Here is a 25,105-nt window from a genome sequence, read left to right as displayed (position 1 = left end):
TGAATATTCCTGCATAAAAAGTAGTTATTTAAATGGGTAATACTGAAGAGCTTGTTGAATTTGCGCTCCAGTTAGTGGCTAAAAAAACTGGTTTTTCACTTAGCGGTATTCAAAAGGTAATCTTACGAGAATCTCTACTAGAAAATAAAAAAACTTATGCTCTTCTTGCTGAAGAAAATAACTACTCTGAAAGCTATATTAAGTTCACAGTTGCACCTAGATTATGGATGTTGCTTTCACAGGTACTGGATGAAAAAGTTAATAAGACAAATTTCCCAATGTTGCTAAAACAGCAATTAGCAAAATCTGCTGCTCTGAATAGTTTACAGATCGCAGAGACAACAACAGCAACTCCAACAACAGAAGTTCCACCGAATTGCTATTTTATAAAATCTCCAGAGGGACAGGTTCCTCTAGCTTCCTATTTCTACATTGAGCGATCGAACATCGAAGAAACCTGTTATCAAGAAATTCTTCACCCCCGTGCCTTAATTCGGATTAAAGCATCGCGAAAAATGGGAAAGACTTCCTTGATGGCACGAATTTTGGATTATGGCAGTAATCAGAATTACTACACAGTAAGACTGAACTTATATCATGCCGGAACACAGGTGTTGGAAAAGAGCGATCGCTTTTTACGTTGGTTTTGTACTAATGTCACTCGGCAATTAAGTCTGGAATCTAAATTAAATGACTACTGGGATGAGGATATGGGAGCTTTGATTAATAGCACGATTTATTTTCAAGGCTATCTCCTCAAAGAACTTTCTCATCCTCTGATTTTAGCATTAGATGGTGTAGATCAATTATTTGAATACCCAGAAGTTGCTAGTGATTTTTTCGCTTTGTTGCGTTCTTGGTATGAGGAAACAAAAGACATTTCCGTTTGGCAGAAATTACGAATAGTGATAGCTCATGCTGTTGAAATTTACATTCCCTTACCTACACATCGCTCTCCGTTTAATGTAGGATTGGCGATCGAATTGCCGACCTTTTGCCTAGAACAGGTGCAGGATTTAGCTCAACGTCATGAACTTCAACTCACAAATCCTGAATTTGAGCAGTTAATGAAGCTTACTAGCGGCTTTCCCTACTTAATTCGGCTAGCATTATATCAAAGTAGTTGCTTGAATATTCCTATACGAACCTTACTGCAAGATGCTACGAAAAGTACTGGCATTTATCAACAACATCTTCAATCTCAGTTGTGGAATCTTCAACAAGATCCTAAATTAGCAGAGGCGTTTCAACAAATTTTAAATGCCCCAATGCAGTTAGAAATGCAGGTAGCCTTTAAGTTAAAAAGTTTAGGATTGCTGCATCTAACTGAAAATCAAGCAACTGTTAGCTGTGAGCTATATCGAGAGTACTTCTGCAATTATTTCTCTTGATTGTTAAGCAACATTAACCTTTAATCTATGAAAAGCTAACATAATATACTTTAATAATTAGTTCCTGATGCACAAATATAGCTATCAATTGGGCGGAAGTTTAGCCATTGATGCACCGAGTTACGTACAGCGACAAGCCGACTCACAATTATATGAAGCACTGAAACGAGGAGAATTCTGCTACATCCTCAACTCCCGGCAAATAGGCAAATCCTCACTGCTAGTGCGAACTAAGTATCGCCTTGAGCAAGATGGCTTTCGCTGCGCTGCGGTGGATTTGAGTGTAGTGGGAAGCGAACAAATTACTCCCCTGCAATGGTACAAGGGATTCGTCGGTGACTTATGGCGACAGTTGGGGCTAATGGAAACCTTGAACCTGAAAACTTGGTGGCAAGAGCGCAACGATTTGGGTTTACTACAACGGCTGCGGTGGTTTACTGAAGAATTGCTACTGGTGCAGTTTCCTCAACAACAATTGTTTATCTTTGTTGATGAAATTGACTCTCTGCTGGGGCTGAACTTTTCGATCGATGACTTTTTTGCCTTCATTCGCTTCTGCTACAACCAACGGGCAATCAACCCAGAATATCAACGCATTACCTTTGCCATTTTTGGGGTAGCAACTCCTTCCGATTTGATTCGAGATAGAACTAAGACACCGTTCAATATTGGACAAGCGATCGAACTCAAAGGGTTTGAGTGGTCGGAAGTGACTCCTTTAATTCAAGGGCTGGAAAAGAAAGTTGAACAGCCAGCATCGGTTGTCAGGGCGATTTTAGACTGGACGGGTGGACAACCATTTCTGACTCAAAAGTTGTGTCAATTAGTCGCACAATTGAGTCAGCGGAAAGTGCTGGACGCTAGCTTAGGTTCCATTCCACCAGGTACGGAATCGTTCTGGATTGAAAACTTAGTCAAAACTCAGATTATTGAGCATTGGGAATCGCAGGATGAACCAGAACATTTGCGAACTATACGCGATCGCATTGAACGTAACGGACAACGGGCTGGTAGAATTCTGGGCATTTATCAACAAGTTTTGCTAGGAACCGAAATAAAGAATGATGATAGTCTAGAACAGATTGAATTGTTACTCAGTGGCTTAGTTGTTAAGCACAAAAGAATATTAAAGGTAAAAAATCGCATCTATCAACAAGTATTCAATCTGCAATGGATTGAAAAGAAATTAGCGGCATTGCGTCCTTACTCGCAGGCGTTTGATGCTTGGGTAGCTTCAGGGCAGCAGGATAACTCCCGCCTCTTGCGCGGACAAGCATTAAAAGACGCTTCATACTGGGCGCAGGGCAAAAGTTTAAGCGATTTGGACTATCAGTTTTTAGCCGCTAGCCAAGAATTAGATAGCCTTGAATTGCAATTATTTCTAGAAGCAGAACGGGTTAAGGAAGTAGAAGCTAGGCTGGAACTCAAGAGAAAAAATGCCAAACGCCAAAAATATTGGATTGCTGCGCTTTCGTTTGCTTTGGCGATCGCGATCGCAGCGGGAATCTTCGCGTTCTTCCAGTACCAAAAAGCCCTCATTAGCCAACGCAATGAAGAAATTGAAAAAATTCAAGGCAGGGCTAGATATTCGGAAGCCCTCTTGTCCTTAGATAAAAGGTTAGATGCTATAATTGAAGCGCTTAGAGCCAGAAGTGAACTCGAACACTCAGCCTCAACCGACCCGCAAACAGAAACAATGGTGGAGTTAGCTTTGCGGCGGTCAATTTATAGAGCTATTGAATCTAACCGCTTTTCGGGTTATAGTGCCGCCAATAACGCATTAGATGTCAGTTCTGATGGCAAGATAATTCCTGTAGCAACATTGCAAGATGGCATCCAAATTTGGCAGCGCGATGGCAGGTTGCTGGGCACTCTCAAAGGACATGTTGGCCCAGCGATCGGAGTGGCCATCAGCCCCAACAGTCAGCTTATTGCTTCAGGAAGCGGAGATACAACCGTCAAACTCTGGCAGCGTGACGGCACTCTGCTGAAAACTTTGAAAGGCTTTAAAGCTTCAGCTAACTATGTAAAGTTTAGTCCCGACGGAAAACTGATTGTTTCGGGCAGTTCGGACGGTACGCTAAAAATCTGGCGTAGCGATGGCACATTAATAAACACTTTCAAAGGGCATGGTGGACTCGTCACAAATCTAAATTTTAGCCCTGATGGAAACGTGATTGCCTCGGTTTCTGACGACGGCACTGTCAAACTCTGGCAGCGGGATGGCAGATTGCTGAAAACACTTTCAGATATGAAATCTCCTGTTTTCTCAATTGCCTTTAGTCCTGACGGCAAAACCCTGGCAACAGGCAATGGAGACGGCAAGTTGCAACTGTGGCGACGTGACGGCACTTTGTTAAGGACATTCACCGCACACGATGCTGCAATTAACGCCCTAGCTTTCAGCCTAAATGGGCAGACGATCGTCTCTGGCTCTGACGACAAGATGCTAAAATTCTGGAGCTTTGACGGTACTTTATTGAATGCCATTAAAGCCCATGATAGTACCATTAAAGACCTTGCATTGAGTCGCAACGGCGAGACACTATACTCTGCATCTTGGGATGGCACGGTAAAAGTCTGGAAATTACGCACTCGGTTGCTGAAAGTTCTGCCAGGGCATACGGCTGGAGTTTGGGGAGTCGCTTTTAGCCCCGACGGACAGTTAGTGGCTTCATCGAGTCCGAAGGAGACGATCCTCTGGCGCTCCGACGGGATTATCAATAGGCGCTTAAACGGGCCAAATCCTCAGTTTAGCTCAGTAGCGATCGCTCCAGATGGGAAAACGATCGCTACTGTTGGAGCAGATCGATCGATTAAGCTTTGGAGTCCAAACGGTACGTTGCTTCATAGTCTCAAAGGACATCAGGGCGATATTAGGAGAATCGCTTTTAGCCCTGATAGTAATATGGTTGCATCTTCGAGTAGCGATCGCACGGTTAGACTTTGGCGCGTCAACGGCACCGAAATCGCTATTTTTAGAGGGCACACGGCTGGGACTTGGGGGTTGGCTTTTAGTCCCGATGGTTCGACACTTATTTCGAGCAGTGGCGACAAGACACTAAAGTTTTGGAGTTTGGCTTCAGTTTTGAATAAAAAGCAGGAGCTAGATTCTCAATCAGAAGAAGGCAGAGGGCAGGAGGTAGAAGGCACAAGGGAACCAGTTGGAAGCCACCAAATAAAAGATAAGGACTCGGCTTCAAACCCTTGCTTCTTTTCAATTGCCAGAAGGCATCAGACAATTGGATATAAAAATAAGCCTTCTGCCCTCTGCCCTCTGCCTTCTGCCTCTCTCGGTGAGGATAGTTTACTCAAGACTCTTCAAGGTCATAGTAGTGCAGTCATGAACGTAGCTTTCAGCCCTAATGGCGAATCGATCGCTTCGGTAAGTGAAGACAAGACAGTTAAACTTTGGAGTCGCGACAGAAAGTTACTGCATACTCTTAAAGGACATGATTCTGGCATCTGGAGCGTAGCGTTTAGCCCTGACAGCAAGACTTTCGCTACAGGAAGTAATGATGGGATAATTAAACTCTGGAAGAGTAATGGCACATTGCTGACCAATCTAATAGGACATAGTGCTGGAGTTAAGGGATTAGCTTTTGCTCCTGACGGTAAAACTTTGGCTTCAGCTTCTGAGGACAGAACGGTTATTTTGTGGAATTTAGAGCAGTCTGTAGAGCTAGATAAGGTAGTAGCAGCGGGTTGCGATTGGGTACGGGATTATCTGCTCACTAATATCGAAGTGAAGGAGGAAGACAGACATTTGTGCGATCGTTCTCCCAAATAGACAATTTAGATAATTGACAAAAGTAACTAATTGTGTAACTCATGGCTCACAGTAATATAACCGTACGCAAACACAACAACTTTACCTATTTCTCGCTGAACTAAAAAACTAAATAATCGATAAACTATTTATTATCAATTGTGGTAAAAACTGACAATAACAACCCTTTTGCTGCACAAAAGGATGATTATCCAGGACGTGCCTACTTTATTCGGCATGGTGAAAGTACCAGCAACGAACGTAACATTTTTGCAGGAGTACTGGATGTTGACCTCACAGCATTTGGTAGGTTGCAGGCACGCCGTGCAGGTGTTGACATTAAGAAAAAAGGCGTGAAGTTTGATGCAGTATATGTATCTCACATGAGGCGGGCGCGGCAAACTTGTGAAATCGCCCTTGCTGAAAGTCAAGCGCTGAAGTCGCCCGATATTCCTGTTGAGATCGACCATCGAATTAGTGAGAAATCCTTTGGCATCTTTGCGGGACGTAACTTAAATCTACTTCGTCTTGCCCTTGGCTACGAAGGTTTCGAGGAAATGTTGCATTCCCATAACGAAGCACCTCCGGCTGGCGAGAAGATTGCACAAGTTTACGGACGCGCTGCTTCTTTCTATGAGGAGCGGATTGTACCGCACTTGCAACGGGGTGAAACTGTTTTAGTAGTGTGCCACCAATATGTGTTGGAGCCTTTAGCACTTTATTTAAGTGATTTACCACCGACTGCTTATGAACACCTGAAACTCCCTAACGGTAAAGCTCTCAGTGGTGAGGAGCTAATCAAGTTTCGCGATAAGGAATCCGGCGGTGCAGCTTCGGTGCGTAAACAGATCAACGATCTGTCAATTATGTGGGCAATTTTGCTCTATGCTGCTGCTTTCTTACTGGGATGCTTGGTTAGGGCAATCAGTGCCTCTTCAGTCGGAATTCCCTCAGAGCTATTTCGAGCGATTATCGTTGCTTGTCTGGCGGCTTCAACGTTTTATACCTACCTGGACATTGACTTTGCAGCGAGTAAACGCAAAGTAACTCCAACAGTAAAGTATTTAGTCTACGCCTGGATGTTGGTGAGATGGGTAGTTGGGCTACTTTTAATATTTTCTGGAATCTTGTATCAAAATCCGGGAGATTTGTACAAAGTTATGTGGGTGCTTTTTTGGATGGTTCCACCCGCCCTTACTTCCCCAGTTTTATCGGTACTCTGGGGTGGTAATCTTTATCCCTCGGCTATCTTATCAAGGACATTATCAATCATCGCTCCAGTTGCACTCATTGTGACATTTGGTTTGGCAAAACAATTACCAATTAATAGTTCCAGCCTGATATTTTTCGGTGTGATTCTAATTGTTGGTTTAGCAATACCGGGAGCGATCGCTCAATTTTGGCGTGACAAATCTCCTGTTGAATCAAATCACCACAGTAAGAACTGGAAATTTATTGGAGTGCTTGCTGTCGCATTAATGGCTTTAGCAACTGGGTTTCAGTTTACTCCATCAACATTTTTGAGCGATTTATTTTTCTCAACGGATGCAACGCGATCGCTAGCTTGTCTGCAACAACTAGCAGTGGCAACATTAGTCTTTATCTTAATGCGCGTCTTTGCCGCCTTAACTTCAGTGTTTACAAAAGGCAAGCTGATCAAAGCAGAAGCCAGAGATGCTTATATCCTGCTAGTTAATCCCAACTTTTTCCTTTGGGCTGCTCTTTTCCTCGGAGTTAGTGCAACTGCAAATCCTGAAGCCGTAAAATATGCAATTTTTTGGGCAGCGCTGGGGTTCTTCTGCATACCACTCGTCGAGCAAATATTGTTTATGAATTCATTTGGTAATGAATTATTGCGAGAAACACTGCGTTCTTCGAGAATGGCAACAGAAGATGTGAGAAAACTGTTCCAGCAATTGGATACAGATGGCAGTAATGCACTCGATAAAGACGAGATTATGGAACTTTTAGGTCGAATAGAAGATATGACAACAGGTGAACGTAGCTCTGAAGATGTTAGGAGGTACGTAACTGATTATCTTTTTGCTACTCTTGACTCCGATAAAAATGGCACGGTTGATATGCAAGAGTTAGAAGACTATGTATCAACTTATGGGTTAGTTGCTAACCTTAACGTTGTTTCTGCTGCTGCATCCCCGGTGACAACATAATTTGCTCTTGCAGGGTAAACACATCTTAAATTAGTCTTGACAAAAACCTTGATTATAGTATCGATGCGCTTGATTTGAGGATTTTTGTTACTGATTTTACACCTATAGAGACGCGAAATTTCGCGTCTCTATAGAATGTTATTGGTTTATAGCTCAGAAATAAGGCAAAAAATATCAATAAAATTTATATGCAATTATTTAAGCAATTAAGTATAAAGACAAAACTCATAGTCATGTTGCTGGTAGTTAGCCTTTGCGCTATGCTGGCAAGCACCTTTACATGCTCTACTGCTGGTAGGTCTCTTCTGACGGAAAGAGTCTTCAATCAATTAACCAGCCTTCGGGCTGCCAAAACTTATCAAATCGAAGATTATTTTGAAAACCTTTACATCCATAGCCAAACTTTAAGCGAAGATTTGACAATCGTCGCCGCCATGCAGGAGTTTCAGACAGCTTACCGCGAACTGGAAAAATCAACAGTACCAGCAGATTTTGACAAAAAAATTGATACTTACTACCAAACACAATTTCTCCCCAGACTGGCGCGAACTAGCGAGGGTTCGCCGATTGTGGCATCTTACACGCCAAAAACAACTGCTGCCCGTTACCTACAGTACTACTACACCGTCGCTAACCCCAACCCCGTTGGCAAGAAACTTCTCCTTGACGACCCAGGCGATGGCAGTGACTACAGCCGCGTTCACGCCCGCTACCAGCCGATTTTTCGCAATATAGTGCAAAAATACGGTTACTACGATATGTTTTTGGTCGATCCCGCCGGAACCGTTGTTTACACGGTTTTTAAAGAAACCGATTTTACCACAAACTTCATCAACGGTTCCTACAAAGATAGTAACTTAGCAGAAGCGATCGCTGCCGCACGACAAGCAAACGGAAAGGGCTATGTAAAAATAGTAGATTTTAAACCGTACAACCCTTCCTACGGAGCGCCTGCGGCTTTTATCGCTGCCCCAATCTTTAACGGCTCCCAATTCATTGGTATTTTGGCGTTCCAGCTTCCGGTTGACAAAATTAACAATGTGATGACTGGTAACAAACAGTGGAAGCAAAATGGTCTGGGCGATTCTGGAGAAAGTTATCTGGTGGGATCGGATTATCAAATGCGTTCTGCGTCTCGTTTCCAGATTGAAGACCCAAAAGGTCATGCAAAAACCCTAGCCTCTATAGGTACTGATGAAAAGACCATCAACAAAATCAAAGAGTTCAATACTACAATTCTCCTACAACAAGTACAAACAAAAGCAGTAAAGGAAGCGTTGTTTGGCAAACAGGGTACGCAGGCGATCGACGATTATCGTAATATTCCGGTTTTGAGTTCTTATGCTCCACTAGATATTGATGGTTTGAGGTGGGTTATCTTGGCAGAAATAGATGTTTCTGAAGCTTATGCCCCAATTCACTCGTTTGAAAAAACAGTTTTGATTGGGGCTACTTTAGTCATCGCCGTAATCACGCTTGTTGCCATGTGGCTGACCGGAATCTTTGTCAAACCGATCAATACTTTAATCAAAAGCGCTCGCAAGGTGGGAACCGGGGAATTTGATGCGATTGTGAAATCCGGTTCGCAAGATGAATTTGAAGACTTAGCTAAGTCATTTAACCAAACGATAGGCAGCCTTCGTGCCGAGACTCAACTAATCGAACAGAAAAATCGTGAAAATGAAGCATTAGTCTTAAATATATTTAGTCCCGCGATCGCTAAACGCCTCAAACAAGGCGATCGAGAAATTGCCGATCAGATTTCTAATGTCTCGGTCTTGTTTTCCGACCTCGACCAATTCACCAAGCTCACGAAATCAATGTTTCCTCAAGAAGTTGTTGGCTTGCTTAATGAACTGGTAACAGCCTTCGATGAAATGACAGATAAATACGGTTTGGAGAAGATTAAAACTATTGGTGACGGTTACATGGCTGTATGCGGGCTGAGTGTATTGCGTCTGGATCATGACAAACGCACGATAGATTTTGCTTTGGAAATGCTTTCGTTTGTCCGCCGATTTAATTATGAAAAAGGCTTGCATCTAGACCTACGGCTTGGCATCAATTCTGGAGATGTGGTTGCAGGCGTGATTGGCAAAAATAAATTGCTCTACGACGTTTGGGGCGATAGCGTAAATATTGCCAATCGGTTGAAGTCGGCTTGTCCGCCAGGAGCTATCTTAGTTTCTCAGAACGTCTGCGATCGCCTGCACGATCTCTATGATTTTGAGCTTTTTGGTGAAATTCAAGAACCTGGAAAAGAAAAGCTAATGGCTTGGCAACTCAAAAATTCTAAGCAGACAGTAAGTGTTCGAGAGGAAGAAGTATATGAGTAATTTAAGGTTTTCCAGCGACTGGCACACCTGGGCGGTAATTGTCGGATTAGGATTTCCACTCCTGGTAGTTTTACTAGGAGAAATTATTTATCATCTAAAAAGGCGCGGTAGACCGATGGCGGCTACGCTGCGGGTTGTGAGAAACCTCGTTTTGCCCGTCTTAATGCTGATGCTTTTAATCAGGAATGTCCTGAAGCTTGACGTAAACGGGAATTTTGCCAAGCTCGTCGAAACTCTGTTCTGGATATCTGTTATCTACGCTTCTCTGTCGCTGTTTAATGTGATTTTGTTTGAAGAAGCAGAGGCAAATACATGGCGGGCAAGGATGCCCAAACTGTTGATCGACCTTTCCAGGTTGTTTTTGGTGCTTGTAGGCAGTGCGATCGTGCTGGCAGCAGTGTGGGGTGCAGATTTGGCAGGTCTTGCTACCGGATTAGGTGTTAGCTCGATTGTGATCGGTTTGGCGCTTCAGGATACATTGGGTAGCATCATGTCTGGCATTGCACTGCTTCTCGAACGCCCCTTCAGCGTGGGTGATTGGTTGCGCGTTGGCAATAGCGAAGACCAGGTTATTGAAGGGCAGGTAATTGATATCAATTGGCGATCTGTCCGCCTGCTAACTCTCCAGCGCCAGGTGATTGTCGTTCCCCATCAGTTCATTGGCAAAGAAATAATCCATAATTACAGCCAACCAGAACGCATTTATAACCAACGCATCAATATTGGCTTTTCCTACGATAGCCCCCCTAACCTCGTGAAGCAGGTACTACAAAGTACTGCTTTGGCTACACAGGGAATATTAGCCGAACCCGAACCAGAGAGCAAAACTACATCCTATGATGAGACTGCAATTATGTATGAGGTGGAGTTCTTTATCGAAAACTTTGAGGATGTGGAGCAGATACTTGATAGATTCATGACGCGAGTCTGGTACGCAGCGCAGCGAAACAACCTGACGCTATATCGCTACCGATACGAGTTAGCTGTAAAAGCTGCTGATAAGGCAGATAGCGCTGCAAGTAAGTTAAACCACTTGCATTCAATTCCCGGATTTATGCCTTTAACTAGGGAGCCAAAAAATTTGGATGACTTAGCTAAGGGAACTATTGTACAACAATTCGGTGCGGGTGAGAAAGTCATCCGGCAGGGCGAGCCTGGTAATGCTTTGTATATTATCATTGCGGGTCAGGCTCTAGTCACCGTCACAAACGAGTTTGGTATGGAATTGGAGGTAATGACTATCTTGCGTGGTGAGTTCTTTGGCGAGATGGCACTGTTTACTGGGGAACCGAGTCCGGTATCAATCAAAGCAGTTGACGATTTGCAAGTTCTTGTTATTTACTCAGACGCTGTAAATATGATGATTGAACGTCAACCAAGCTTGGGACGTGAGATCGGTCAAATTATAGAAGCGCGAAGCAAAGCGGTAAGTATGGTTCAACAAGCAGATGTTTCGTCGAATGTTGAGGTTGAATCGCCTATTAAAAATTGGAAAAATATGCTAAATGCATAGTCGAAGCAATACCGTTGCCAAAATAAGAGCATGAAGAGATAGGGGTTTCGTAGTAGAGTTATTGTCTCTCACAACGACAACTCAGAAACCACTCTTCCCCCATACCCGACATCTTATCACTATTGCAATGCCTTCTACCGCAAATAAACGCTACAACAATGCGGCAGTTGAACCGGATAATACTAGCCATGTTAGCGATAAATGTCCGAGTCACAATGTTGGGAATATCTCGGTCGTCATATACCTGACCAATACTTATATAAAAGTGATATTGAAGATGGAATTCAAACTGATATTTACCAAGCTACTCTTCTTCATAAAGAATTTGCCCAGCTCCTCAATGTAGTGATTATGGTTAAAACCAATCTCAAAACCAATGTTCGCAGCCATATAATTCTCTTTACTAGTGACTTGGAGCTATCATTTGACAAAATAATAGATTATTACAAACTCCGCTTTCAAATCGAGTTTAACTTCCGTGATGCCAAGCGATTTTGGGGTTTAGAGGATTTCATGAATCTGAGCCAAACTGCTGTGACTAATGCGGCTAATCTTGCCTGTACAAATGCTGCGTCACTCAATGCTAGTGGCTACAGGTAAAGTGAAATAGAGTGCGATCGCATCCCTCGCAAACTCAACCTGTTGATTCAGCTTTGTACTTGGAATGCGATGTCACTAAATTTTAAAGCAAATATTCCCAAATCCTTACAGGGAAAGATTTTGTCAAATTATATAACTTTTTTATTTGTTTTTGGATGGTATAACAATGAAATTGTATAATTTTGTTTTTTCAAAATTGCTGAATATATAACGATTTCTAACAATGCAATGCCTGACAACCCCTAACAATAACTCGATTTAAATTCATGAGAATAATAAGGTAATGTCGATTTTGACTGAGGCGCTTGAAAGAATAAGTAGCGGTGTTCATTTTATTAAACAGGGCATGAGTCTTGAAGAGGTTGAAAGAAGACTTCGTTTTTTCCCATTCCGGCTGTCTGATGAAGCTTACGAGTTTTATCAATGGGCTGGTGCGCCCACTGGGGATCGACAGCCTGACGGTTGGGATGGTTCTTATAATGACAACTCAACTTATTATTGCTTCTTGGAGCAATTGTTAGAAGGTGCAGACGATTTAATTCATTTTCTATCCTTAGAGGAAGCTGAGAAATATTATTCTCCAAGGGATGCGGATATATATGATCCAAAGTGCTTGCCATTCGTTTCCTATGAGAATGGCAAGCTAGTAATTGTTGGTTCGGAAACTCAGATTGAGACTTCTCCAGTCCTGCAACGAGAAGACATTAAAGATAAGTTATGGTTTCCAAGTTTGACGAACATGATGTTAGCGATCGCAGAGGCTTTAGAGACAGTAGGGACAATTCTGCCAGAGTTGTCCAGGAACTATGATGATGAAGATTATGGTACTGATGATTATGATGATAAAATTCGTAAAAACTGTAAAATAGTAGGAGAAATCGCTCAAAAGTATGGTTCACCAAAGGGAATAATTCTTACTAATTAAGCATTTTATCTTAACCAATAATAGCTGCTTAACCTTCTGCCAGTTCTCCAAATTGCTGACGGTAACGCTCAAGTTGTTGTTGCACTAATTCTAACTGCTGGCGAGTTTGCTGCTCAACTTCTTCTGGAGTTTGATAGCGCTTTCCTTGTTGGTCATACCAATACAAAACCTGACGCTGGATATTACCAGATACGTATTGCCCTCTACCAATTCCCAAACCAATTTCTGGCATCCAAAAGGGTTCACCAATTTGCAGTTGATAGCTATCATCTACTAAACGATAAACTTCAAAAGGTTGGTGACGATCGCGTTGCCAATAATCTGGATTATAAATAATGTAGTACAGTACCCCTAACTTGGCATAAGTGTCTAATTTTTTGTCGTATTCTCCACCCGGAGTTAAGGAGACAATTTCCAAAGCCAGGATAGGCACTATGTTATTTTCTTCCCAGACAACATAGCTTTTACGAGATTTATCTGCCTTGCGGCGTTCTACACCTAAGCTCAAAAATCCGTCTGGGACAATTGGCACAAGTGGACTAACCCCTGTGGTATGGTAAACGCCCATATCCACGCTGAAAAACCAGTCATTACGGTTTGCCCAAATATATTGCAGCAAGAAGAGAAGCAAGTTGGGAATAAAGTTCTGGTCTTCATTATCCACAGGGGTATCGTCTGAACAAGGAAGTTCAGCACTGCTAGGCAATTGACGGGGGTCTGATTTCACCATAAGTAATGATGATGGTGGTGTTACCTAATGATTTTTATTCTAGACGATTCGAGGCGGACGATATACTTTAGGTAAACGTTCCTAGTTAGTGGCAATGAAGAATTTTGATATTCAGCTAGATGAAGAATATGCTCAAAAGCTTGCCTACATCCAACAGGAGGCTGACCAAGATACAGTAGAGGCAATTAAATCTTCAATTGAACTGCGCTATCAACAACTTCAGCAACAAGAAACAGATCCGTTAGCGAAACTCAAGCAAAGTAAATTTATCGGCTGTTTCAAAGGAGAAGCTGACTTGGCTGCTAATTCCGAAGCTATTGTGCGTAAGCGTTTGCGTAGCGTCTCGTAAGAAAAGAGTCTTAGAAGTTATTTATTTAAAGGGAAGTAATCAGGGCTATTTCATTCTAATGGGACTATCAATTTATCTTTTGGAAGGATGTAACTCCGATCAGTGTAAAAGAGAGATTGCACGTATCAATAAGATACTTGAAGAGGAGCATCTTCCTACTTATAATAAGCCTCATACATCGCAAGTTGAGGAAAGCGATCTACCTGAAATTGAATGGCTCTACTCAACAAGCGAACCTCTTGAGCTTCTTGCTGCTAAGTTTATTGAGAATCCAAACTGGATTATTCCTATCAATCGACAAGATTATTACCCAATATCAGCGACATCACATAAGAAGATTATTCAAAAGGGTCAATCACACATAGTTTGTTTACCCAAAATTAGTGGCTACTATGTTCCTGTTTATTTCAAGTCGCTGTTGTTTCATCGATCTCCTCTATTAGGATCGAGTATTGCTTTTCGTGACGAATTACAATGTCTTGCAATAAAATTAAATCTTGATTTAGGTGAATATACTCCTCATTTTGGAGCATTGCGTGCAGAAAGAGAGCAAGAATTGGAAAAAGACGCATTTGGATCGGAAAAATGGACTCTTCTTTGTTTATACAATTTAGCAGTAGCCAGTATTCGTTATGGTAGTGCAATTGTTTTTGTTGGATGATGTAGCTTGATGTGACCGAATCTTCCCTTCAATAACTTGCTGCTGAATTTTGAATAAAGTTTGCAAAAGTCGGGAAAAAAGTCGGGTTTACAGAATCTTATCCGAAAACTCCAGCAACATAACTGTAAAGTAATTTATAGTTGTCCCTAAAATCTGAACTACCCTTGTCGTTACACAATGGACGCTGAAGCAGCATTAGCATGGTTAGACGCTACAATTCCCCCGCAGACTGGGGAACGGTTGAGCGATTTGCAAAAAGTGATTCTCGTGCAAGTTTGGTTGGGTAGAAAATACTTGGATATCGCTCATTCTTACGGTTGTACAGAAGGACACGCCAAGGATGCAGGTTCTCAGTTATGGAAGTTGCTTTCTAAAGTATTGCGAGAAAAGATTACCAAAAGTAATTGTCGCGCTACTTTAGAGCGAGTTCTGAGAAAAACTTCTGCGATATCAAGTCTGATTGATTACTCGCGATCGCCCCAACCCACCCCAAAATTAGAGGATACCAATTTTATTGGACGAACAGAAGCGATCGCTCACTTAAATACTTTGGTAAATCAAGGCTCAAAAGTGATTGTGATCCAAGGTGAAGGCGGTTTAGGCAAAACTACTCTAGCGCAGCAATATCTCCATCAGGGGTTTGATTTGGTTTTGGAACTACTGATGGCGAAGGAAACGCAAAACATCACCCCCGCTGAACGAGTTGTAGAGGAATGGCTTAAACAAGATTTTGACGAAGAACCTGGGGTAGAATTTGGGGTAACTTTGGCGCGGCTCAAACGCCAACTCCACAATCGGCGCATTGGGGTGTTAATTGACAATCTCGAACCTGCATTAGATCGACAAGGTGGGTTGATTGCTTCTCACCGCAACTATGTAGAACTATTGCGAGTGTTGGCTGATGCCAGGGTGCAATCTGTTACCTTGATTACTAGTCGCGATCGCCTTTGTGAACCTGGGTTAAATGTGAATCACTATCGGCTTCCTGGTTTGGATGAAAGCGCATGGCAACAGTTTTTTAGCAACCGTGGGTTAACTATCAACTCGCCAACCTTGCAAATCATGCATCGCACTTATGGCGGTAATGCTAAAGCAATGGGAATTCTCTGCGGTTCGATTCAGGAAGATTTTGACGGTGACATGGTTCTTTATTGGCAAGAAAATTATGCCGATCCGTTAGCCGCAACCGACTTAAAAAATTTAGCCGTTAGTCAAATCAATCGTTTGCAAGCTCTCGATCCCCAAGCATATCGCCTCCTTTGCCGTTTAGGATGTTATCGTTACCAAGATATACCCAGCATTTCATCACAAGGATTGTTTTGTTTACTGTGGGATGTTCCAGCCGATCAACATCGCCAAATCATCGCCTCCTTGAGAAATCGGTCTTTGGTGGAGTGTGAAAAAGGCGAATATTGGTTACATCCGGTGATTCAAAAAGAAGCGATCGCGCGTTTACGCCTCACCGATGAATGGCAAATTGCCAACCACAAAGCCGCAGAATTTTGGACAATTAGTGTTCAACAAATTGAAACCTTTAAAGATGCTTTGCAAGCTCTGGAAGCATATTATCACTACATAGAAATTCACGAGTTTAATTTGGCGGGTAAGGTCATTTTAAAAAGCCGAAATAATCAATGGCAGCAGTTTTTACCTCTTGGTAGCACATTGTATCGAATGGGTTTAATTCAACCGATACTTACGGCAATTGAGCGAGTTGTTAACAATCTAGAAGATGACCAAAATCTCAGCGAACTTTATAATATATTAGGCGATTTATATTGGATAACAGGTAAAATTAGTCAAGCGATCGCTTGTCAAGAAAAGACTATTGCACTCGCAACCCAAGCACTCAAATCACTTGTACCTCAGCCAGAAAATAAACATACAGTTTACTATCTGAGGATGCTAGAGGTAGATTCTTTATTAAGTATTGGTCTTTACAAAATAGATTTGTGGGAACTAGAGGCAGCCGCAAAATTATTTCAACAAGTAATTTATTTAGCTCAAAATACCGAGCATCATCGCTGGGCAGAGAAAGCTTCAGTCTGTTTAGCTTTGGTGTATTCTTATTTAGGTTTGCGCGATTCTTCATATCAATTAGCAGATGTAGCTTATCAAAATATTACGAAGGAAAAACTGGTAGAACAAACTGGGAGATTTGTCTATTTCATGCAAATTTTGGGTCAAACATATGTCAATTTAGGTGAATTTTCTCAGGCAAATCAGATATTCCAGCAAGCTTTTACTTTTGCTGAAGAAAGTCATTATATGCAAGTCAAAGCAAAAACACTCAATGGTTTAGCAGAAATCCATCGACAAAAAACAGATTTTGCATTAGCTCTTGTTAAGCATACAGAAGCAATCGAACTTTTGGATAAAATAGGCGCTAAATGCGATCTGGCTGAAGCTTATTTTCAATTGGGTTTAACTAATCAAAAGATGTTGAAGCCTAATGAAAGTCAAATCAATCTCGATCGAGCGATTCAGCTATTTACTGAAATCAAAGCACCAAAACAAGTTGAAAAAGTTTTAAACTGCGCTGCTCAAATCTGTGTCACCAGTCGGAGATTGGAAACGAGGTAAAAATCTTTGATTTAGTAAACGGCTCTGCAAACAAATCAAAGTAAATAATTAAAAGTTGACTCAAGGACTTGGTGCAGTCCATTGAGAAGTGGTTTGATCGTACTTCCCTTTTATAGTTGCAGCGCGAGGACGAGCTGCTGCTAAAGCCGCTAGTTCATCGTCTTCCGAGGTATAGTCTCCAAAATCTACACCTAATAAACCACCATTACCTAAAATCCCGATACTCTTCAAATGATCCTCAATATTATCTAAATCAAGAATGTCTGAGTCATCATTACTTAAAGTTCCCATCCACATAATCCAAATATCTTTTTCTATTTGATCGACTCCAGGTTTAGTAGGATCGTAAGCCAAAATAGAATTACCGAAGGCACTCATTGCAGTTGCTTTTTGTCTCAATTCACTAAAGACACTTGCCATTCCATTAATGCGATCGTTCATGGCATTAGTTGCTGTTAATATATCTGCTGGCGAATATGACGATGCACCACCAGCAATTTGTACCCTAATTTCTGCAATTAATCGCTCAAGAATAACAGTATTCTTATGTAGGTTTGCTAATACTTTATTGGTTTGCAATGCACCACGATACATTGATGCAACGTGTTGCCAAATATTACTTCGCAGCATATCAGGTGAAAGACCACCAGGTTGTAAATCACTGCCTCGCGTTGTGATGGCATCTGATACAGCAAGAGCTACTGCTGAAGAGGCAGCTCCTTGTAAAAATGAAGAACCGGCTGCTGTACCTGCATCCGCTAGGGTGAGAGCAAACCATCCAGCAGCGGTAGAAGGAGCAATATAGGCGGCGGCAAGACCTGCTAAAACACCCGTTCCTATTCCTAAAAATATTCCTCTCCAAAGAGTTTGATTTTGTGCTTCTGCTCTTCCTTGACCAATTACTCTTGAGTAATTGCTGTAAGCCATATCGTAATTTATAGAGAAAATTTTTAATTTTGTACTGATTAAATCAGTATTTGCTACAGATAAATCCACATAAATACTACCTAAATTATGACAAGCATCAATTAATTTTGCATTGGCTTCCGTCAGTGGCAATTTTGTCGAAAGTTCTGTAACTACTGAGTTTTTTGGCGCTCTCTGCAACACATCTCTCTGCAATATCCCACCTTTCTGTTGTACTACATGAGTCAACTGATTATTCCCTGCCGATTTCCTTTGCCCAAAGTAAACATCGAGAGGTTTAGTTTGCACTTCTTCCTCTTGAGTCTGTTCTTCTGGTGTCATCTGCGGTTGCATAGCAGTATTAGGCATTGATATGACTTGATTAGCCACTCTATCGGCTTCCTGCTCATACCGATCTCCTGGTTCTCCAACCGTCAGTTTTGCTTGTGGACGACGCAACGCTATACTACTAATGTCGTGAACAGGCTTTTTTTTGATAGCTTGTGATTCCCAGGATTCTTCGCCAGCAGACCGAGCTGCTTGCAGGTCTGTTGATACCTCAGAGGATGTTTGGATTGGAGCTTTATTTGCGATGTCAAAGCCACGCACTGGATTTGCCAGCGTTGGAGTTGTTGCTGAGAGCAGCGACGGATTTGAAGTGGATATACCTGCTTTCTTGGGTTTAAATATGCGATCGCTCATCTCACATCCTCAAGCATATTTTTGAATCAAATTATACAATTTGCTTCGTGGCGATCGCTATCGACTTAAGTAGAAATTATTCTGTGCTAGCAGTGACTCTGTGTGAGTGAGATTTATAATTCTAGAAAGCTGGGGCGATCGCTTTTGCAGGTGAATGAATTGGGTTAAGTTAGATTTATCTTGTCAAACGAGAAATAATTATGTCTTCTGCTCAAGATTTAGGAATAATTTTAGAAGACACACCAGAAGATGTTATATTTCCTCCTGGTGATTTATACAGTGATGAACCACCTTTGGAAACAGAACTTCACTTGCGGCAAATACTGCTGTTGATTCAGTGTTTGGAATGGTTGTGGCAAGAGCGTCAAGATTTCTACGCTTGCGGTAATATGACGATTTATTACAGTCCGCGTCAACGCAAGTCTGAGCAATTTAGAGGCCCCGATTTCTTTGTAGTTTTAAATACCCAACGCAAAACACGCAAAAGCTGGGTAGTTTGGGAAGAAGATGGCAAATACCCAAATGTGATTGTAGAGATTCTTTCTGACAAAACAGCTGCTACTGATAGAGGGTTGAAAAAGGAAATCTATCAGGATATTTGGCGGACTCCTGATTATTTTTGGTTTGACCCGGTAAGTTTAGAATTTAAAGGATTTCATTTACTAGATGGTCGTTATCAAGAACTGCAAGCAAATGAAGCTGGTTGGTTATGGAGTCAGCAATTGCAGTTATATTTGGGAGTTTATCAATCGAAGTTGCGCTTTTTCACTCCCGATGGACAACTAACCCCCACGCCAGAAGAAGTAGCACATCAAGAACAGCAACAGCGTCAGCAAGCCGAGCAACAACTTGCTCAAATGGAGTCTATGCTTGCTCGCTATCGGGAAAGGTTTGGTGAATTACCAGAGTAATATCATTTTAGATTTTGGATTTTAGATTTTAGATTTGGAATTGCTTTCGTGCGTCTGGCTTGGTGTGAATCCATCTGTCGCAATCATTTTTCAAATTGGTATAAGGTCAAAATTGCAAAATTACATCCATCCGCCAACTTCCGCATCAGTCAAGGGTTTCTCTAACTTACTATATTCTGTTTGAGCCGCCCGCAATACGTGTTTCATCTGCACTGGTTCCCCAGCATCGGCAGCCAAAAAAGCGGCATTTAAAGCAATGTTACGGATATTACCCCCAGCAACATTTAGCCGTGCTAGTTGTAGAGCATCTAAATCTGCGGTTGGGGTTTCGGCTGGAAAGACACGCCGCCAAATCTCGGCTCGTTGCATAGTATCAGGGAAGGGGAACTGCACCACAAAGCGAATCCGCCGCAGAAAGGCTGTATCAATTGCACTCTTCAAGTTCGTAGTTAATACTGCTAAACCTGGGTAGCTTTCCATCCGTTGCAATAGATAGCTAACTTCAATATTGGCATAGCGATCGCGCGCATCTTTAACTTCACTGCGTTTACCAAATAAAGCGTCGGCTTCATCAAATAACAAAATCACTCCACCTTGTTCTGCGGCATCAAATACCCGACGCAAATTCTTCTCTGTCTCACCAATATATTTGCTGACTACCGATGATAGGTCAATCCGATAGAGGTCGAGGCGTAATTTATGGGCCAGTACTTCTGCTCCCAAAGTTTTACCAGTGCCGCTACTACCTGCAAATAAAGCGCTGATTCCCAATCCCCTAGCACTCTTGCCTCCAAAACCCCAATTGTTATATACAGTACTACGTTGGCGCACATGAGCCGCGATTTCGCGGAGAACTTGTTTCTGCGCCTCTGGCAATACTAAATCATCCCAATCACCAGATGGCTCAATCCGTTGGGCGAGTTCATCTAAGCGCGGACGTGCTTGCACGCGGCAGGCATCCCATAAAATGCTGGTGATATCGGTTTCTGGTGTTTGTGCTAATTGTCCTACGGCTTCTGCACAAGCAGCGCGAATGGTTGCAGCACTGAGATTAAACTGATCCACTAAGGTTTTGACTTGCCCATTCATTTGCGATGCACTCGCACCTAATGCATCTTGCCAAACTGCACCTTGTTCTTTACTAGTTGGTTGATGTACGTCAAAATTAACTACTAGGCGTTGTGATAAGCCGATGCGTTCTCGACTCGTAACTATTAAAAAGCCGTTTATGCGTTCGATGAAACGAGCGATCGCATTCAGCCGCGCTGTATCATTAGTATCCAGTTCGTTGCAGTCTATCAGTAAGGCACTCTTACTTAAAATCGTCTCGCGAGTCCACAGGCGAATGAGATTATCCAACTCCCCAGGTGCTAAAGGAATGACTTGTGCGGGCATTATCCATAAGCTTAAACCCTGAAGCTGACAAACTGTGGCGGCAATGGCACGTTTACTAGCAGTTTCACTACCAGATAACTGGACGATTGGCAAGCTATTAACCTTGTAAGCTTGCGACCAAACTGCTGCGATTCGCTCTGCTAAATCTTGATGCGAAGGTACTAAATCGCTAACCTCTGGTAATGGCTCAATAATACCAGCTAGCCGTTCGTCAAGATATTGAATACCCGTGAGATAATGTAAAATCCGCTCGTCAATTCTTAAGGGACTAAGAGTTAGGGCATGACCATCACCAATTTGAATTAACCGCCAATAACGTAAGGGAGCATTTGGAGCGATCGCATCCCAGTGAACGTCAGGTAAAGCTGCCAAAGCTAAACCCAAAGTTGGGTAAGCTCGTTGTGAATCGTCGTGAACTATAGCACACAATTTGGCAAAATCTCCATTTAATTCCATACCTGCACACAACAGCAACAAATTACGTTCAAAGGATGAGAGGCGAAACATTTTGCAGACTCTCTCCAATGCCGATGGTGCAGGCATAGCAGCAGCAGCTTCCTGTAACGCTTGCTGTAAATGCTCTTGGTGGTTCTCTTCATCTTTTGCCGTGTGATTTTCCAAAATACCACGCACTACAGCTAGAGCTGCTGATAGGTAGCGGTAGTTTGCCTCATCCCAATTGTGATTAATTGTTGTAGCATTCATAAAATTGTCACCTGTGGCGAATCATATTCCCCTAACTGATTTTTGTGAAGTGGACTTTCGGCGCCATCTACTTGCACGCGGACAATATAAGTTCCGGGTTTGATATTTTTGACCGGAATCGCGATCGCATCAGTGTCTTGGGTAGGTGGTGCAGCCAAAAAAGAGTAAGCTACCGGATTCTCACTTGATACCTGATTGAGTAGCAAAACTACCCGCTGCGCTTTACCTACTTTCGGCTGGAATTTAACGGTAATTTCTGCCGTGCGTAAATTGTCGCCGCTATTTTCTACTTGAGTGACGAATGCTGTAATTGTTGGATGTAAGACAAAAGCCGCCACGTTTGATTCAACTAGATGATTGGTTTGCTCTGCATTACCCATTGTTAGATGTACAACTTGGACACCCTGTATACTTGCGTATAAATCTGGCGGGACTAATAAACTGATTTGCGTTTCTTTTACTTCTTGGGGTACTAGTAATGTTTCCGTATTACTAAAACGAACTCGTGTGATTTCACCGCGTAATCGTTTACCACGAATTACTAATTTTGTACCTGCAACAATCATTTGTTCAGTTTTTGTTGAAGCTATAACTTGCTCTATATTCGGTTGAGACAAGGGCATCATGTAGAAATCTTCTTCTTTGTCAGATTTACTACTTTCAATCAATACCATTGATGCTAAATAGGTAGCTGAAGGTCGATAGTGTGTTTGTAAAGCAGACCATAACTTAGAAGTTTCTTCCATGTTAAAAAACTCTGGAGTCAGTTTGATCTGCCCAATTTGTTCAGCTAAATCGGATACAGACACACTTGCTACGGCTTGCGAAAAAGCACTTGAGGTATTGGTTGTAGATGCATTTATCAAAGTATTTTCAATAATATCAGATGCGATCGCTGGTGTTTTGTGTAATAAATGCATTGCATAGCTGAGTAAAAGCTCTGCCTGAAAATCCTTAGCTCCGTAGGCGGTGAGTAAGTAGTGGAGATCGAGAGCTAGTGGTGGAATTGGAGAGCGTGGGTTTCCATTAATCCGTGAGTGCCTGCTCCGAAATTCTTGAGATACCCAATCGACATTGCGGTTCTGCGTCACTTGATAGAGAAAAAGGTTGATTTGGGCACGCTCGTCAGCTTCAACTGAAATTCGATCCGGCGGTAAGGCAGTTACAATCACATCACCAACACTAGCAGCGATCGGATCGCTGACTAAACCATTTTCCAGCAAGACTTTTAGTACTGCTGTCACTGCGGCTATAGATAGCACATTACTCATCCTGATTCCTCATGGCAATAGCACATATTAATCATGTACGCCAGAGTACATTAATAGAATAATCTATTTTGCAAAACTTTAAGTCCTGTTGTCGCCAAGACTATCAGCACGAACGCTTCAACTTAAACCTTTATGGGACAGTGGTTTTACTTTTTTCACTTCATCGATAATCTGTGATGTGAAAAAAGTATTTGTCAAAAAGCTAGGATTTTACCGGATAAAGAAAACCTAATTCTTAATTTGGGAGCGAGTAGAGCTTAATTAAGATTTTAAATGATTAAAACTAAAGTGCCGATAACTACTAACCCAGTTCCTAAAACGATCTTCCAGCTTAATGTTTCTCCCAAAAAAATGACTGAAAATAATAAAACTAATACTAAGCTTGATTTATCAATTGGTGCAACAAGGGAAGCTTTTCCTGCTTGTAAGGCTTGGAAGTAAAAAATCCATGATAACCCTGTAGATAATCCAGATAATAATAAGAAAATCATGGTTTTTTGGGGTATAGCTGAGATATTAACTACGTTTCCCTGAAAAAATACAATCCCCCAAGCAACTATTAAAATCACAACAGTTCGGATTGCTGTTGCTAAATTAGCATTCACATTTTCTATCCCAATTTTGGCAAAGATAGTTGTCAATGCTGCAAAGGCAGCTGACAATAATGCATATATCCACCATGTTGTGGTGTTGCTTTCCATCTTAGCCTCCTGATTTGCTAGTCAAAATTAGCAGTGTAATTTAATCAGAGTGTTAAATTCAATTACTTGTCTGTAAAGTTTGACTTGCTAGGCTCGTAGTTTGCGCTCTACGGTTTTACTCTTTTAGTCACTCAGTACTACTGAAGCAGACGATTCTCGGCAACTCGCGCTAACTTAATATCAGGAACAAATTTCAACTGCTATTAGGTCTAAAGTTTAAACATTTTATCAAATTTATCATATTACTTTAACTTACTAATATGTTAAGCTGAGTATAATTAGATAACTACTAGTAGTATATATTACTAATATTCATCTAAGTTATGAAGCAATCATATTTGTAATACTAGTATTATCTCTGAATAAAGTTAACACTTAAAGTAACTAGGATGGGTTGCCCCAGATGAAATCCCCACCTTCTTCAAATTCTTGGAATGGTCGCTTCGTCGGTGATAACCAGCGATACCGTTTAGACAGACGGTTAGGCGGGGGTGGCATGGGAGAAGTCTTCCTAGCAACGGACACCCGTGTAGGTCAGCAGGTAGCGTTGAAGTTGCTCAAAGATACGCTAGTGGCATCACAAGAAATGAGAAAGCGTTTTGAGCGGGAGGTGGCAGTTTGTGCTGCTTTGCAAAGCGACCACATTGTGAAGATTAGTGATTGTGGTGTAACCCCGGAAGGTTTTCCATTTTATGTCATGGAATATTTACGGGGACAAACGCTCAGGCAATTACTGCTGCGCGAAAAGCGGCTGTCTGTTGAGCGGACGGTGAAGATTATGGCGCAAGTTTGTAAGGGTTTACAGCTTGCTCATCAAGGAGTGACTCTCCAACGGGATGGCGGCAAAACCACTGAACATATTCAGGTAGTTCATCGCGACCTGAAACCAGATAATATATTTTTGATGCCGACAGATTTGGGAGAATGGGTGAAGGTTTTGGATTTTGGTGTTGCCAAAATTCGTAGTGAATCTTCAGAAAATTCCAATATTACAAATATAACTAGTACATTTATCGGTACATTTCGTTACGCACCTCCTGAACAAATCCAAAGCGATCGCAACCTGGATGCTAGAGGTGATATTTATAGCTTAGGGATTATCCTTTATGAAATGCTGAGTGCAGCCGACCCCTTTGGAATCAGCATTAAGGGTAGTCATGTGAGTGAGGCTTCTTGGGTATTAGCTCATGCTTATGAGCCACCAAAACCACTGCGCGAGCAACCAGGGTGTGAGCATTTACCCGAACAATTAGAAGCGGTGGTGATGAAATGTCTCCAAAAAAACCCAGCCAACCGATTTGCAACAGTAGAAGAACTAAATCAAGCTTTACAAGCTGCTGCCAAATTTGCCACCGAATCCAGCGTACCCGGAGAACTTACTGGGCGATCGCAACCTTCTTCAAATCTTGGCTCAAACCACGAAACGGTTCCGAGACAATCAAACGACGATACTGTTATTCGTCCTCCATCTGGTTTCAATCAAGGT

The 25,105-nt window shown here is 42.0% G+C and carries 16 protein-coding genes and 1 pseudogene; 12 read left to right on the top strand and 5 right to left on the bottom strand.

Annotation, left to right across the window (positions count from 1 at the left end; translation table 11 throughout):
- Positions 1 to 32 precede the first annotated feature (32 nt).
- From RMZ95_RS25600 to RMZ95_RS25570, 7 genes and pseudogenes are all read left to right on the top strand, one after another.
- On the top strand, positions 33 to 1,391 hold the full coding sequence (locus tag RMZ95_RS25600; RefSeq protein ID WP_322683217.1) for an AAA-like domain-containing protein: 1,359 nt from the start codon (positions 33 to 35) through the stop codon (positions 1,389 to 1,391).
- Positions 1,392 to 1,458: 67 nt separating this feature from the next.
- On the top strand, positions 1,459 to 5,181 hold the full coding sequence (locus RMZ95_RS25595; RefSeq protein ID WP_322683216.1) for an AAA-like domain-containing protein: 3,723 nt from the start codon (positions 1,459 to 1,461) through the stop codon (positions 5,179 to 5,181).
- Between the two features lie 140 nt (positions 5,182 to 5,321).
- Complete coding sequence (locus RMZ95_RS25590; RefSeq protein WP_322683215.1) at positions 5,322 to 7,331, top strand: histidine phosphatase family protein; 2,010 nt, start codon at positions 5,322 to 5,324, stop codon at positions 7,329 to 7,331.
- 188 nt (positions 7,332 to 7,519) lie between these two features.
- Positions 7,520 to 9,667: an adenylate/guanylate cyclase domain-containing protein gene (locus RMZ95_RS25585; RefSeq protein WP_322683214.1), complete on the top strand. Its 2,148-nt coding sequence runs from the start codon at positions 7,520 to 7,522 to the stop codon at positions 9,665 to 9,667.
- Positions 9,660 to 11,180: a mechanosensitive ion channel family protein gene (locus RMZ95_RS25580; protein WP_322683213.1), complete on the top strand. Its 1,521-nt coding sequence runs from the start codon at positions 9,660 to 9,662 to the stop codon at positions 11,178 to 11,180. Before RMZ95_RS25585 ends, RMZ95_RS25580 begins: the two co-directional genes overlap by 8 nt.
- Positions 11,181 to 11,459: 279 nt before the next feature.
- Positions 11,460 to 11,738 (top strand): annotated as a pseudogene (locus tag RMZ95_RS25575) (transposase); the annotation flags it as partial.
- A gap of 388 nt (positions 11,739 to 12,126) precedes the next feature.
- The gene (locus RMZ95_RS25570; protein ID WP_409883798.1) at positions 12,127 to 12,705 is read left to right on the top strand and encodes a hypothetical protein; all 579 of its coding nucleotides are present in this window, start codon (positions 12,127 to 12,129) and stop codon (positions 12,703 to 12,705) included.
- 28 nt (positions 12,706 to 12,733) lie between these two features.
- On the opposite strand, the gene RMZ95_RS25565 is transcribed toward RMZ95_RS25570, so the two are convergent.
- Entirely contained in the window at positions 12,734 to 13,435 is a 702-nt protein-coding gene (locus tag RMZ95_RS25565; protein WP_322683211.1) for a Uma2 family endonuclease, read from the bottom strand.
- 94 nt (positions 13,436 to 13,529) lie between these two features.
- On the opposite strand from RMZ95_RS25565, the gene RMZ95_RS25560 reads away from it, so the two are divergent.
- From RMZ95_RS25560 to RMZ95_RS25550, 3 genes are all read left to right on the top strand, one after another.
- Positions 13,530 to 13,784: a CopG family transcriptional regulator gene (locus RMZ95_RS25560; RefSeq protein ID WP_322683210.1), complete on the top strand. Its 255-nt coding sequence runs from the start codon at positions 13,530 to 13,532 to the stop codon at positions 13,782 to 13,784.
- 58 nt (positions 13,785 to 13,842) lie between these two features.
- Positions 13,843 to 14,445 carry a hypothetical protein gene (locus RMZ95_RS25555; RefSeq protein WP_322683209.1) on the top strand — a complete coding sequence of 201 codons (603 nt, stop codon included), beginning with the start codon at positions 13,843 to 13,845 and terminating at the stop codon, positions 14,443 to 14,445.
- 177 nt (positions 14,446 to 14,622) lie between these two features.
- Positions 14,623 to 17,028, top strand: coding sequence for a tetratricopeptide repeat protein (locus RMZ95_RS25550; RefSeq protein ID WP_322683208.1), 2,406 nt, complete (start codon positions 14,623 to 14,625; stop codon positions 17,026 to 17,028).
- 60 nt (positions 17,029 to 17,088) lie between these two features.
- Here RMZ95_RS25550 and RMZ95_RS25545 read toward each other — a convergent pair whose 3' ends face one another.
- On the bottom strand, positions 17,089 to 18,636 hold the full coding sequence (locus RMZ95_RS25545) for a hypothetical protein (RefSeq protein WP_322683207.1): 1,548 nt from the start codon (positions 18,634 to 18,636) through the stop codon (positions 17,089 to 17,091).
- 200 nt (positions 18,637 to 18,836) lie between these two features.
- Here RMZ95_RS25545 and RMZ95_RS25540 point away from each other — a divergent pair, with 200 nt between their 5' ends.
- Positions 18,837 to 19,547 carry a Uma2 family endonuclease gene (locus RMZ95_RS25540; protein ID WP_322674078.1) on the top strand — a complete coding sequence of 237 codons (711 nt, stop codon included), beginning with the start codon at positions 18,837 to 18,839 and terminating at the stop codon, positions 19,545 to 19,547.
- Between the two features lie 120 nt (positions 19,548 to 19,667).
- Here RMZ95_RS25540 and RMZ95_RS25535 read toward each other — a convergent pair whose 3' ends face one another.
- The 3 genes from RMZ95_RS25535 to RMZ95_RS25525 all read right to left on the bottom strand — a co-directional run bounded on the left by RMZ95_RS25535 (position 19,668) and on the right by RMZ95_RS25525 (position 23,619).
- Entirely contained in the window at positions 19,668 to 21,647 is a 1,980-nt protein-coding gene (locus RMZ95_RS25535) for an ATP-binding protein (RefSeq protein WP_322683206.1), read from the bottom strand.
- Positions 21,644 to 22,918, bottom strand: a complete 1,275-nt coding sequence (locus RMZ95_RS25530) for a DUF4255 domain-containing protein (protein WP_322683205.1) — start codon at positions 22,916 to 22,918, stop codon at positions 21,644 to 21,646. Before RMZ95_RS25530 ends, RMZ95_RS25535 begins: the two co-directional genes overlap by 4 nt.
- Before the next feature lie 269 nt (positions 22,919 to 23,187).
- The gene (locus RMZ95_RS25525; RefSeq protein WP_322683204.1) at positions 23,188 to 23,619 is read right to left on the bottom strand and encodes an EamA family transporter; all 432 of its coding nucleotides are present in this window, start codon (positions 23,617 to 23,619) and stop codon (positions 23,188 to 23,190) included.
- Between the two features lie 403 nt (positions 23,620 to 24,022).
- On the opposite strand from RMZ95_RS25525, the gene RMZ95_RS25520 reads away from it, so the two are divergent.
- Positions 24,023 to 25,105, top strand: a 1,083-nt coding sequence (locus RMZ95_RS25520; RefSeq protein WP_409883792.1) for a serine/threonine protein kinase, incomplete at its 3' end; no start/stop codon positions are given.

It is taken from the genome of Nostoc sp. DedQUE07, assembly GCF_034530975.2.
In the GTDB taxonomy this organism is placed as follows: Bacteria; Cyanobacteriota; Cyanobacteriia; order Cyanobacteriales; family Nostocaceae; genus Nostoc.
The sequence above is the reverse complement of the archived record's forward strand: the minus strand, read 5'-3'. Positions and strand labels throughout refer to the sequence as shown.